10 protein-coding genes and 1 pseudogene are annotated in these 13,388 nt (G+C 60.8%); 7 read left to right on the top strand and 4 right to left on the bottom strand.

Annotated elements, in window-relative coordinates; genetic code table 11:
• Positions 1-708 carry an SAF domain-containing protein gene (locus G4D79_RS32890; RefSeq protein WP_214514900.1) on the bottom strand — a complete coding sequence of 236 codons (708 nt, stop codon included), beginning with the start codon at positions 706-708 and terminating at the stop codon, positions 1-3.
• A 5-nt stretch (positions 709-713) separates the two neighbouring features.
• Entirely contained in the window at positions 714-1,217 is a 504-nt protein-coding gene (locus tag G4D79_RS32885) for a hypothetical protein (protein ID WP_214514899.1), read from the bottom strand.
• 913 nt (positions 1,218-2,130) lie between these two features.
• On the opposite strand from G4D79_RS32885, the gene G4D79_RS32880 reads away from it, so the two are divergent.
• A complete protein-coding gene (locus G4D79_RS32880; protein WP_214514898.1) occupies positions 2,131-2,823 on the top strand; it encodes a hypothetical protein in 693 nt (230 codons plus the stop codon).
• Here G4D79_RS32880 and G4D79_RS32875 read toward each other — a convergent pair.
• Positions 2,813-3,370: a hypothetical protein gene (locus G4D79_RS32875; protein ID WP_214514897.1), complete on the bottom strand. Its 558-nt coding sequence runs from the start codon at positions 3,368-3,370 to the stop codon at positions 2,813-2,815. The genes G4D79_RS32880 and G4D79_RS32875 overlap by 11 nt on opposite strands.
• Before the next feature lie 248 nt (positions 3,371-3,618).
• Between G4D79_RS32875 and G4D79_RS32870 the strand changes: the two genes are divergently transcribed.
• From G4D79_RS32870 to G4D79_RS32845, 6 genes are all read left to right on the top strand, one after another.
• A complete protein-coding gene (locus G4D79_RS32870) occupies positions 3,619-4,581 on the top strand; it encodes a ParA family protein (protein WP_030537745.1) in 963 nt (320 codons plus the stop codon).
• A complete protein-coding gene (locus G4D79_RS32865) occupies positions 4,578-5,285 on the top strand; it encodes a hypothetical protein (protein ID WP_214514896.1) in 708 nt (235 codons plus the stop codon). Before G4D79_RS32870 ends, G4D79_RS32865 begins: the two co-directional genes overlap by 4 nt.
• Positions 5,286-5,737: 452 nt before the next feature.
• Positions 5,738-6,040 (top strand): hypothetical protein, encoded by a 303-nt coding sequence (locus G4D79_RS32860; RefSeq protein WP_214514895.1) that lies wholly within the window; start codon positions 5,738-5,740, stop codon positions 6,038-6,040.
• A gap of 260 nt (positions 6,041-6,300) precedes the next feature.
• On the top strand, positions 6,301-11,703 hold the full coding sequence (locus tag G4D79_RS32855) for a telomere-binding protein (RefSeq protein WP_250888146.1): 5,403 nt from the start codon (positions 6,301-6,303) through the stop codon (positions 11,701-11,703).
• Complete coding sequence (locus G4D79_RS32850) at positions 11,703-12,314, top strand: terminal protein (RefSeq protein WP_214514894.1); 612 nt, start codon at positions 11,703-11,705, stop codon at positions 12,312-12,314. The genes G4D79_RS32855 and G4D79_RS32850 overlap by 1 nt, the downstream gene beginning before the upstream one ends.
• Positions 12,314-12,943, top strand: coding sequence for a hypothetical protein (locus G4D79_RS32845; RefSeq protein WP_250888155.1), 630 nt, complete (start codon positions 12,314-12,316; stop codon positions 12,941-12,943). Before G4D79_RS32850 ends, G4D79_RS32845 begins: the two co-directional genes overlap by 1 nt.
• A gap of 69 nt (positions 12,944-13,012) precedes the next feature.
• Here G4D79_RS32845 and G4D79_RS32840 read toward each other — a convergent pair.
• Positions 13,013-13,388 (bottom strand): annotated as a pseudogene (locus G4D79_RS32840) (hypothetical protein); the annotation flags it as partial.

Raw genomic sequence — 13,388 nt, 5'->3', positions numbered from 1 at the left:
CTACTTCTCTCTGGGGTCGAGCACGATGGCAACGCGCCGTGTCGCTGCTCGCGCCGATACCCAGGAGGCTTCGTCGGCCTGTACCAGAACGTCGACGGTGGTTTCCGACGTTTCGGGAATAAACTTGGTCGAAACGACCTGCGCTTTGCTGGTTATCGGGCCCTGAACTGGGGAATCATCCTGGTCGCGGGGAGTGTCGACGATGCGGACCTGGTCGCCGGCTCGGAGCGGTTCGGCGGGTAGTTTCGAGTAGCTGACGGTGACACCCACGAGGGTCAGGCCTTTGCCGGGGATGACAGCTGTGGTCACTGCGTTGGGGTTCAGAACGGTGCCGCTGGGGATCGGCACGGCCGCCGCCTGGCCGACGACGGAGGCTTTGTCTTCCACTGCGACGGAGGCGATTCCAGCGTCGGCGTTCACCTGTTTGGTGGTGAGGTCTTGCGAGGTGATCTGCTGACCTTGGGCGATGTCATGCGAGACCACCAGTACATTCGTCACTTGACGCATTCCGTTGACCAGGGCGACAGCTCCGATGACGAAGACGACGACCAATGCGATGCCGGCTGCGAGGAAGATCGGGCGGCGCCGAACTTTCGTTCTCGACGTCGCAGTGAAGTCCGAACCGCGCCGGGTGGTGGGGTTGTCCGGATCGACGTCTTCCCCGATGGCTTTGGACTTTGCTGTCGTGCGGAGTTTTTCGAAAACCATGGGTTTCAGTCCTTTTCGGTCTCAAGCTGAAAGTGCGCGGTCAGTGCCGCAGTGATGAGTTGACTCCGGGATCGCGCGGCGAAGGACTTCTTCAGTTCGTCGAGCACGTCGAAGTCAGAGGCGCGAAGGGAATAGGCCACCGGCGTGGTGGGGACTTTTGCCGGCGATGTCGATCCCACTCCCCTGGCTTTGAAGAGGCGCCCGCCGACCACGCCACCGGGGTGGACGTAGTCGTTGAGATGATCGAGTGTTTCTTCGATCGCCCAGATGATGAATTCGCCGGTGGTCAACCGACGTTCGGTTCGCGCTTCGGCCAACTGCGTCGCAATTGCAGTGGGCAGATGGACATTCGAGGACACGACGGGATCGGCGAGATCGTCGTCGTCGGGCACGAGCGCATAGGTAGCGCTCGCTGGTGTGGCGAAGTCAGCTTCGAGCGATTCGTGGCGGCGACGCATCCCGGGGAGCCCCTGCGAAAGTGTCGGCTCAGTGGCCCGTGGAGAGCTCATCGCACTCCCCCGTGACTGATCCCATAGGCGCGCGAGGAAAGGCGCTCAGGTTGCCGCTGAGACGTGTGATCGTCTCCTGATTGCTCAATCATCTGTATCCGCCTATCGCTTCGGCCGTGTGGCGTGTGGCCCTGACCTTGTGCCACACGACTAGGTATAGCGGCGGGTAGTTACACCACGAACACGTCAGTTACCCGCTCCAAATAGGAGGAACGATGCAAAGCGGGTAAACCATCGTCTGGGACCCTAATCTGACCTGCGGTTATACGACAACGATAAATAGACCGCGCGGTTCGGATCCTGATGCAAACATTCCGCAATTGGGTGGTAGATCGGGTTATTCTTGCCTGTGTAACGTCTGTCACAGATATTCCGCTGGGCCGCCGATGGAGACCCTGCCGCCGGAATTCAGCCGGTTGGTGACCCGACAGAGCGGCGACCAGCCCCCACGGAATGTGGTTGAAACTTGCACAACAGCAGGGGAATTGGCGAGGAAAAGGACTTCAGTCCCCATTCGGTCGACCTCGGCTTCCCTCACCACGGAAATAGGGACGACGTCCGTTCACGCAACGCCAAACGGTTGCCCCTGACATGTGTCGGCGCCTGGCCCCGACAACATGTCGCTGCACACCCAACCGAGGGTCCAACCACACCACAAGAACGCCTCCCCGCTGCGTCACCGCATGCCCACCACGCGCCCACCACATCCCCACCAATGCGCCACCATTTGTCCACCAGTGGTCCACCTGCCCTCCGCGCTCGCCCTTCCGTAGCCCTTCCAGTCGGCTACTGAGATTCGACCGCTCGGCAGCCAACAACCGAATGACCGCCTTCCGATCGCTCACCGACGCTCGCCTCGTGTCCCTCCGCACTCCTCGTGACAGCGGCTCGTATTGCTGCGATCATTGACGGCATGCCCCTGCCGCTAGGTTCGACGCGCATGGAACCTGCGCACTGGATCGATGATCTGGCGTGGCATCGACAGGTCTACAAACAATCCAAGTTCCGCTGGGACGGCACCGAGGCCCTGCTGGTTGCCACCGAATTCACCGGAGGATGTCAAGAATTCCGGACCGTCGCCGATTTGCGCGATCTGGAGGGATACCGCCTCGCCCTGTCGGAGTACACGATGACGTGTCAGCGTGCACTCGGGCTGGCCCTGCAGGAGGCCCGGTATGGCTTGGGAGCAGGCCACTGGGAAGACATCGCCACACTGCTGGATCTGACCGCCGTGGACTGTGCGGCCAGCTCGTACTTCGCGCGCTGGGGCGACGCCCGTGTTGCCGGCCAATTCAGCAATCCTCAAGTCCGCAGGATCAGAAAGATGTGTGCCGGATTCTTCTTCGCCAGTCCCCTACTTCTGGCGTGGGAACTATCCCAGCTGTGGAAGCTCTATCGAGCTGCCGAAGAGCTACTCGAGGACACCCTCGTCGACCTCGTCGTGGAGTTGCAACCACTCGTGCGGACCTCGGATCTTCTCCACGCTTTGCATACGACGACCGAGGTCGGCCTCAACAATCGGATCAGCAGTCAGCGACACGAACGCGGGCCGTCTGGAGATCCTCGCCGGGTACCTCGTCAGACTTTCTCCCCACTCACCAACTGACCCATATTCGCAGGTCAAATAGTTTTATACCACGGTTTATGGTGCGGGTTCCGTCATCCCGTATGCCGTTCAATTCATCTCGATGTGGACGGAGTTTTCGCCCCGCGCGACCATGCCTGGGGTGATCTGGCTCGAATTGCGTCGAGCCAGCGACAGCGAGTCCTCCGGTTTTCTCCCCCTCATCCGCCGCCACTTCCGGCACCGGTTCCGTCATGCCTGCTGTTGCGCCTTCTACCTCAGGTTCCACTGTTGGTGCTCCTGCCTTCTCCACCATCGGATATGGCTTGCGTTCCCCTGCGGCTTCCACTGTCCTTTGAGGCGTGCCGACTACCGCCGTTTCCGGCATGTGTTCACGCAGCTCTTCTGGCTGGCGTTCCACCGTGATTTCACGTGGTCGTTCCTCCGGCAGTTCCGCTGAGATTTCTCCTGCGCTTTCCACCCCCTCTTGTGGTGACACTTCCGTCATCACTTCCGGCGTCGGTTCGCACGGCAACACACGCACGCATTCACGCCATAATTCCGGCGTGGTTTCTGGCGTGATTTCCACCGTGTTTACCTGCATGTTTTCACGTAGGACTTGCAAGTAGTTTTCCTCCGTGATTCACTACCTGCATGCAGGCAGCGATTCACGCACGTATTACCGCGCGATTCCTCGCAGCAATTCCTGTATGTACTACAGCGTGAACACACCCGGTAATTAACACCATCAATCACACGCGATGTCCTACGCGTTGTGCGGCGTGAAAACCGGCAGACATTCTTTATCCGAAACCTCACCAACGTCGGAGTGACCAAATGGCCCAGAACATCGCAGCAGCCGTTTCCGAAACTGCAATCAGCAAGCAGATCCCCAACACCATCGCCTTCGCCAACGGCAAAGGCGGGGTAGGGAAGACCTCATTGAGCGCCAATTGTGGCGGACTGGCAGCCGCAGGTGGTTGGCGAGTCCTCATCCTCGACCTCGACCCTCAGGGAAATCTCGCCCGCGACCTCGGATACGACGTCGCCGACGGCCAGGACCTGCTCAACGCCCTCATCACCGGCACCGAGCCGCCGCTACTCAAAGACGTCCGACCAGGCCTCGACGTAGTTCCGGGAGGGCCCACCCTCGCCGACATCCAGGGTCTGATGTTTTCACGCGCAAACAGGTCACACGGCGACGACGACGGGGAACCCGAAACACTCGGTGACCTGCTATTCCGATCACTTTCAGGTATCGCGTCCGACTACGATCTCATCTTGTTCGACACCCCTCCGGGCGACGTCATGATCCTCGACGCTGTGCTGGCCTGCTGCCAGGGCGTGGTAATTCCCACGCGAGCAGACGAGGGTAGCCTCGACGGCCTCACCCGCATCGCAAAGCGGTTCAAACGCGCTCGGCGCGTCAATCCCGACCTTCGTCTCGCCGGCGTTGTCCTCTTCGGCATCGGTTCCCGCTCTTCGCGACTCGAAGACGCGGTTCGAGACTCTGTCTACGAAATCATCGGGGAATCTGCTCCCGTCTTCGACACCTACATTCGGTACCTCGAGACGGCCGGCTTCGACCTGCGCCGACACGGAATCCTCGCCCACGAACTCGAAACTCAAGCTGCTGCCGCGCAGAAGGGTCGACTCAAGGCACTCCGAGCAGGAACTAAGCCTGAAGAAGATTTCTTGGCGCGCAATGCAACTGGGCTCGCCGAGGACTACGAAAAGCTCACGATGGAAATCATCGGCAAACTGACCGAGATCAATCAGGAAGTCGAGGCTGTGTCATGACTTCACGCAAGGTTGCACGCGAAAGCCTCGAAGATGCGTTCTCCGCGCCCAGCGGCCCAGGCAGAAGGGGAGCGGGCCTTGCGAATTTCCTTCCGCCGTCACGTGCGCCACGCCCCTCCGCTGCTTCACCTGTTCGCCCAGCCGTACAGACCCCGGAGCCGAGGAACCCTGCACCTCAGCGAGAGAACGACGCGCCGGACCCAGTCACGACGAGCGCGCCAACGCAACCCCGAGAAGCTGTAGCCGCTCCGAGCGCGCCGGCAGCGCCCAAGCCCGCCGAGTCGCCTGCAGCATCGCCGGCAGCGCCCAAGCCCGCCGAGTCGCCGACAGAGAGCTCAGCGGACGTTGCGGATGCAGTCGAGAACATGCCGATCTACATCGACAGTGCGACCTTGACCGCGCTCAAGGCTGAAAAGGGTCGGATCGGCGGAACCTACGCCGACGTTGCGGAGGCCGCGCTCGATGAGCACATCGACCACGTCGGCGAGATTCTCCAGCAAGGGGCGGCGAATAAGTCTGCCGGCAGTTCCTTGCCCAAGCGCCGCAAATCCCCTCAGATCCGCGGAGGGATCCAGGTCCAACTCCGGTTCACCAAGGCTCAACGTGACTGGCTTGACGAGAAGGTCGCGGAGTTCGGTGCACCGTCCCGAAGTGTTGTGGTGGCTGTCGCATTGCAGCTTCAGCTCGGGACTCGGGCGATCTAGTCCCGTTCGCAAATTCCTTTCCCGATCCCTGGTGGACCAATTCGGCGCGTCTTCCACCATGCTCCCCACCATGCTCCCCACCATGCTCCCCACACTGGTGGGGAGCAATTTATAGCCTCTGAACTGGCATTTCTGGCCACTCCCCACGCTCCCCACACATTTTCGCGAAGGTTCGCGCGTAGAGGAATACGCGAGGAGATTCGACTCTGCGTGAAGCACTTCTGAGAACTGGGCGTGCAGAGATGTCATGTCGCGTGCGCAGACTGAACGAAAAGATTTTCGGCGGAGCTGTCACAGGAGCGGGCGACGGGAACCTCCTCTCTTTAGAGAGGGGAGTTTCTCCGATCGAGGGAAGGCGGGAGAGAAGTCAGCATGAGTACCGCACTGGCAAGCGACACACCCACGAATCCGAGTAATCGCTATCAGATACGAATTGGACCTAAGGTTGCGCTATGGCACGTCCACACAAGGGGCCGCGTGGGTTCATTGCAACCCGGGCGCCTGAATGTCAACACAACATCTACGAGCAGCGCGCCCGGGATGTCGGTCTCCCGTCCGGTGACTACGCAGTACTCGTCCTTGCGCTCGTTCATGGCTTCGACGTGCCCGACTACATCATCGTTCAGCTCGACCCGGAATCGCTGCATCGTCTCGACCCGCGTCAATACACGTCCAGCGATGATCAGGTCGATCGATTGGTTGCCGCAGTCGAACGTCGATCTCGGCCCCAACAATTGCGAATGGTGGGGACATGACCTCGTCCTAGACAGCGAAAAACCCCCCGTGCTTGGCGGCAGGAGGGGGGCTTTTCTCGAATTATTCATCCGTTCAATTCAAGAAAGGAACTGGTACCGGAACCAGGGTGAAAGGAACCGGTGCGCAGTACTCCAGCTGGAGTATCTGCTCAATTCGATTGATGAAAGGAGCGGTGCGTCTTCATGGTAGCTCACCCCTGCGTAGGGGCACTACCTTTGTGGGCAGTGTCGTCTACGACACAAGCACCCGTCGGTGACCGATGACGACCTCACCCGCGCACCGCGGCCACATGTGGTCGATGGAAAACATCCGAGGACTCCTCGAGTCCTCGGGTGGCATGAAGGTGCGTAGCTCCACTCAGCTTTCAGCTCGATGCCCCGTTCACGATGACGGGAATGCCTCACTGTCAGTGACCTGGACCAATGACGGTGCCGGCGGAAAAGTACTCCTCAAATGCCACGGTTGCGGGGCAAGTGCCCAGGACATCGTCGATGCACTGGGGATTTCCACAGCAGATCTCTTCGACGAACCTCTTCCCCCTCGTAGTTCGACAAATCCGTTAGCTGGTCGATCGGCCCAACAGCGAACCGCTGGCCGGCGCCGAGGCAAGCTCGGGGCCCTCCCGAAGTCGATCGTCACCAAAGCTGCAGGCCCTGAGAGTGAGCACGAATGGGTGCCGGTTGCGACATACCCGTACGTCGATGCCGAGGGCTCGCTCGTCCAAGAGGTTGTCAGGGAAGAATGCTCCAGCTGCGAGCTCGGCCGACACAAGCAGTTTCGGCAGGTTTTCGTCTCTGCGCTGGGGCGACGGGTCAAGCAAAAACCCCGCGATTTCGAGTCGGTCCTTTACCGGACTCCTCAGCTCCTCGCCGCTATCTCGGCCGGCACACCGGTGTGGCTGGTCGAAGGTGAGAAAGATGTCGAGACCGCCGAGCAGGTCGGTCTTGTCGCCACCACGAACGCGCAGGGTGGGCGCAGCTTTCCTGCGGAGTGCGCAGCCGTTTTCGAGAATGCCACTGTCCGAGTCGTGCTCGATCGTGACGACGCCGGATGGGATCGTGGGATCGATCTCGCTTCCTTACTTGGGGGAGTGGGCGCACATGTGAAACTGCTGGTGCCCGCCACACTCGAACCGAAGAGCGATTTCACTGACCACGTGCACGGCGGCATGTGGGAGTGCGACGAAGAGCTCGGTGGCTTCATCGAGGTCAGGGTGGGGGAGGTTGCGGCGCATGCATATGCAGGTGCTGTGCGCGGCAAACACGTCTTGGTTGAGAAAGCTGCTGCCGAGGCCGCCGCGCACGCCGCGCTGGCCACCGATGCAGAGTCTTCCGAGCTTGCGCTCAAGCGCGCCAAGCGTTGGGCTGTGGAGTCCGAGCTCCGTTTCGAGTCATTGAGCGAAGCCGTCGACCGCTGCCGTCTGCAGGCGGCAACAGAGGGAAGTGAATGGGCAGGTCAGGCGGCTGATGAAGCTGTTGCGATCTGGCGTCTGGCACGCAGCGCCGCCCGCGCTGCCCATGATGTCGCTCAATTGCCGGTCCCTCCCTTGCTTCAGGATCCGGACGAGCAGATCGACATCGTCCCCGCACTCGACGAGGAGCCGGTCCCCGAGGCAGAAGCGGCTGAACGAAAGGCCGGCGAGACCGGTGTCTTCGCAGCGGGTGCTGCTGCCCCCATCGGCGGTTCGACTATTCGCCGCGGATCCGCGATTTCGGCGCCGACGTATCGGATCGTCGATATGCAGCTGGTCGAGATCACCACAACCAAGGACGGCGAGGAGAACGCCAAACTGGTTTTGGGTCTTGATGCCCGGATCGTGGAGATGGAGTATCTCGAAGCTACCGATGATTCGTTGGACGTCGATGTTCCTGAGCTGATGGGACGTGAAGGAATTGTCGGCCAGAAGGAGGCGAATCCTCCAGCGCCGGAGCAATTGTCAGCTGTCATCATCGGCTACACACACCCGGACACCGGGGAGTTCATGCGGCTGCGCATCGCTGCACTCGACTTCCGTGATTGCGGTTGGGTGGAGTCTCTGCCCGGTCCGCCCGCATACGATTCACGACCGTCCGGGATCGCGAAACTTCGCGACGCGCTCAAAGTTGCTGGTGGAACCATCACCCGCACAGTTCGATTCCGCTCCACTGGATGGCGACGCACCCCTGAAGGTGAATGGTTCTTCGTCCATGCCGGGGGTGCAATCAGCAACGACGGCGCCCGGGTCGCGCCGGTCCTCCTGAGCGGGCCGCTTGCTCGTTACGACCTGCCGGCACCTGTGGAAGACGCGTCGCGGCTCCGCGAAGCGTTCCTCGCTCATTCCGGGTCGATGCTGACCAAAATCCCGGCGCGAGTCTCGGCGACCTTGCTCGGTCATGTCTATCGGTCCGCTCTCGGCCCGAACCCGTGGGTGCTGCTGGTTGTGGGTTCGCCTGGGTCGTACAAGACCTCACTTACCTCGATTGCGATGCATCACTGGGGTGAGCTGTGGGATCGCCGCCGTCCGGCATCGTCGATGTCCGGGAACGGCGATACCCTCAATGCTCTTCGTATCAAGCTCAATTCGGCGAAGGATGCACTCTATTGGGCTGATGACGTCGCGCCGACTCGGGATTGGGGTGCAGCGCAGAAATCGCTCGAGGAATTCGCGCGAATGGTGCACAACGGCGAGCAACGGTCGCGTTCGACACGAGATGGTTTGGGCATTCTCGACGGCACTCCGCCGAGGGCATCGGCGGTTGTGACATCCGAGGTGATGCCTCGTCCAGGGTCCGGAGCTCAGCGCATGCTCGCTGTGCCGTTGCAGTCTGATGAAATTGAACTCGACCAGTTGATCGCACTCGACCAGAACGAAAGTCGTCACGGGCGCGCTTTGCTGATGGCGTCGTTCCTGCAATACCTGGCGGGCAGGCTGGAAGAGATCCGGGAGTTGGCGTTCGGGGCGGCCGCGACATACGCAGAGTCGTTGCGCGATCACGGTGAGAGCGTCCGGCAGGCCGAAGCCGTCGGCGCTGTCTGGGGTGGCTGGATTGCCATGACGCGCTTTCTGTTCGATATCGGAGCCTTGACTCAGGCAGAGGTGGATCACACGCTCGAGCTTGTTCATGTCGGTCTTCGTGATGCCATCACTGCAGCAGCTGATCCGGATCTTCCTTCCCGTACAGGTGCCCGGGTGCGAGAGTTGATTGCGCATGCTCTGCGAACCGGGTTGGCGTACGTCGACGATGTGCGTACCGGTGAGGCCCCGGGACGGCCGTTGGCTGGGCGTTTGGGTTGGAAGCGGACTCTGGTCAGCGACTTCCAGGACGTGAAGAAGTATCGCGAGGATGCTCGCGGAATCCGGCTCGGCTATGTGCTGACGGATCCGACTCCGCGGGACGGCGAAGCGCAGTTGCTCGTCGAATCGACAGCGCTCGAGCAGGTACTCAAATCGGCAGCACAGTCGATGTCGGATGCGCCGCAAATCGATCGAGGTACGGCGCTACGTGCGTTGTACGACGAGGGAATCCTGATCGGCGAAGAACGCGCAGGTAAAACACCCAGGTACACGGTTCAGCGCACCATTCATTGTGAAGATCGACGTCAGAGGTTGACTGCGCTGCGGTTGTGGAAGGTGATCGGCGAGCACCTCGGCGACGACGACATCGACGGCATGGATGATTCCGGCCCTGACGGTGGTGGCAGCCCGATCGGGGATGGCGGGCCGGGCATCGATGATCCCGATTCTGGTGGTTCTGCATCTCCGGATCGGCCGCTGGACCTTGTCGATCTGCTGCCGATGGGGCCGGATGGTCGTAGTGATGACATACAGTCCACAGTGTCCAAGCACGTGCAGAGCCTGACCAGCCCTGCTATTTCGGAGGAGTTCCAGGTGGGTAGCTATTACGATGCCGACGGCCACAAGGCAGTCGCTCAACCGATGTCACCGGCCCAGGCTTGCCTGGTGTGTGGCGAGCTTGCGCCTTTCACCTTCGACGGAAACGCGATGCACGTTCAGTGCTGGCTCAGGAGTACATCGGAAAAGCGTGCTGCCCTTGTACATTCAAGCGTCCATAGCGGAAATTCGATGCAAAACGCGTCGCCGGTGTCAGCAGAATCCACCGATCTTTCTGCACATTCGGTTTCGAGCGCAGCACCGATTGACGGCACAGGTACGACGTCGTTGTCTCCCGGCAGGTCCAAGTCGCCATCCGTCGCTGCTGTGGCACGACCGAAGTTCATCGGACCGGCTGGAGTGCTCGACGTCGACGGATTGTGGCTACCGAGCGGTGAGGTAGTCGATCCTGGGCCGATCTTCCATGTCGGACACATCGCAGAGGTCATCCGAGCACAGAATTTTGGTACCGCAGTCAACGAGCGGTGGAGTGAACCAGGACAGATCTGGATCACCGATGCCATGGCCCGTCAGTTCGGGATCGAGACGGGCGCCCTCGGGGACGATCCACGCAAGCGCGCTGAAGAAATGCGCTCGTTGACTGCAGGAATCCCTTTCGTGACTGAGGCGTTGGAGGAAGGGTGGTCGCTGGGCGGAAAGCTCGGCGATCGCCTGGGTACGTGGACGCGGGTATGGCATGGCGACGAGCGCGGCGTCTGGGTAGCGTTCGTCTCCGCCATGGGCCAGGACGAATTGGACATGCCGATCCTCGCCGATGCGCCGACACCAGCAGTGCTGGCGTCGAGGTTGGCGACATTCGCCGATGCGTTGAAGTTCCCGTGGGCAATGTCTGCGTCCACGACCGGATTCGATCTCATGATCAGCACTCGCTCACGGGAACGAGACACGGTTTTCGCTCCGTCACAACCAATTCCACCCTCCCAGATGAGCAACACCGAAACCGACATCGACTGGTCACGGCCGCTGACCGCCGACGAAGCCGAGCATCTCTTTATCCACGCGTATGACCGAGGCGGATCCCACGCCGCGGGCATCGCCAGCCTCGAACTCGGAATCGGAGATCCGCAGCATCACGAGAGCGGGGCAGTATTCGACAAATCTCTGCCTGGCTACTGGAAGATCGAGATTCCGGAATCCTCGGACTGGCGGTACCCGAATCCGTTGAACCCGAGAGGGCTTTCGATCAACGAGCCCAAATGGGTCACAACGCCGACCATGCAGTACGCCCACGAACTCGGATACGAGCCGGAAGTTATCGAGGCGTACGTGTGGAACGAGCACGGCAGAGTTCTCGATCCTTGGTACAAGCGGATCCGCGATGCGCGAACCGCATTGGACCTTGCCGATCCCGATGCTCAACTCGCCCGCGATCAACTCAAGGTTGTCTACACGCGCACTCTGGGCATGCTCGGCAGTAGCGATTTCATGAAGGGCCGGCCGGGTTATGCACCGGAACGGCGCCATCACATCATCGCGAAAGCCCGAGCGAACATCCTCCGCCGCGTGGTGAAGATCGGCAAGGCCAGCGACAGGTGGCCAGTTGCCATCTCGAACGACACCGTTCTGTACGTCTCCGACAATCCTGATCCGATCGCATCCTGGCCGGGAGAGCAAGAGACGTTAGGCCGCGGGTTCGGACAGTACAAATGGGAAGGCTCGGCCTTGCTCGCCGACCAGGTCGAGTTCTTGACAGGTAAGGGCTACCGAGGAAAAGACCAACTCCATTTGGACTGGAATGCCGCGGACTACACCGTTGGCGGTGATCAGTGATGGCGCGCAAGAACACGAACAAAGATCCTGGCCGCCGGTCGAAAATCTTCGGTGCCCTCACTGGAAGAAGCGGCGCCTCGGTCTCACCCGGGCGCGCAGCTCCGGACGTTCGAGGACTATTGCTCGCTGCCTATGGACTCAACAAGAGAGGTGGCCTCAACACTGCAGATGCCGCCAAAGATCTTGGGGTAACACAACGTACGGTTCAGCGGTGGGTAGCAACTGAAGGACACCAGCGGATCGGTAAGCCCAAAGCCGACACGTTGCAGAAACTCGCAAAGAAATCGCGGCAAGCGGCCACGACACAGCGCGGCCGCAAAGCTGCGCTGGCATCTTTTCGAGGGACGCCGAAGGGCAAGGCACTCGCGAATCGGGGTGGTCACCTTCGCATACGTGGCCATCAAGGTCCGAGCGCCGCCGGCAAGACCTACAAGCGGGACCGCCAGATCCAACTCGAACTCACCCCTGCCGATGTCGAAGCAATGTGGTCGGCGTTCGAGAAGAACGGAGATGAAGGCGTGTCCACGTGGATGACGAACCATGCCGACGAGCAGTATGTCGCCGGCTGGGAATTCGAACGCATCGACGAGATGGGGATCGATCGCCCGTGATGGCACCTGCGGCCCCTCGGTGGACGCGTAAGCGCCTCGAGGCGATGTTGGGGACCTGCTACGGGCGTACACCCACCGGCCACGTCGATACGGCTGCCGTCGCACATGCCGCCGGCGTCAGCGTTCGCACCGTCCAGCGCTGGATGGCGGGCAGCAATCGCCAGAACGCGGCGATTCCGCACACCAGACTTCTGCAGTTGTGCCGCCCGCCGGCCGACACTCAGGAGCGATCACAACAGGCTGCTGACTATGCACGTGAAGCGATCGTGAAAATCTCTCTGCCCAAAGGGCGAGGAATCCTTCCCGCATGGCGCGAACAAGGTTGGCTCGAACCGCACGTCGTCGGAGTACTCGCATTACGCGGTCTTCCACTTCGGCAAGTGGTGATCAGTAACGGCACTGCTCGATCGACTGCCGACCTGCGGCGGCGAGGTGAGTTGCTCGACGTCACCACCGTACCGACACGGTTCCACGCCACTGTTCTCGTTCACGAGGTGCTCTCACGTGTCGAGCCGTGGTGCGTCTTGCCTTCTCGCGGGATCCTGGCAGTCGGTAGGACTCAAGTCTGGGCTGAAGACGGTCCAACAGTGGATCTTTCGCAGATCGCTGTCGCCGCGGCTTTGCGCTGACACCCCCACGGGCGATACCGACGTCTTGAAAAGACCACCTCACCGGTGAAAAACGCCACGAAAGAGAGGTCAGCGTGCGTCCGGGTCCAGTCCCACACGTCTGAGTACTCGCCAGAGTTTTTCGTTGTCCAAAGTCCTGCGGTGTTCCGCGATTGCTTGGACGAGCTTTTCTATGACCTCTCGTGATTGCGGGTTGAACTGCACGGCCCGCTCACCTATCCAGGCCAGAGGCGCATTTTCTGCCTTGTCGATTCGGTCGAGCGCCATGACAGATTTGTCGAGGAATTTCCGGGCGCGGCTTTGTTGTTTGTCATCCAGCTCTCCCTCGTCGAGAGCTGCTTTGGATTGGTCCACAAAGTCTTCGAGGATGGCGGTCGCCCGATCCGCTAACTCATCGTCGAAAGCAACCACATTCCAGAAGTTTCGCCAATGCGCGTTGTATTTT

Origin of the sequence: Rhodococcus sp. WY5 (assembly GCF_018588185.1) — a bacterium.
Lineage (GTDB): Bacteria > Actinomycetota > Actinomycetes > Mycobacteriales > Mycobacteriaceae > Rhodococcus_F > Rhodococcus_F qingshengii.
The sequence above is the reverse complement of the archived record's forward strand: the minus strand, read 5'-3'. Positions and strand labels throughout refer to the sequence as shown.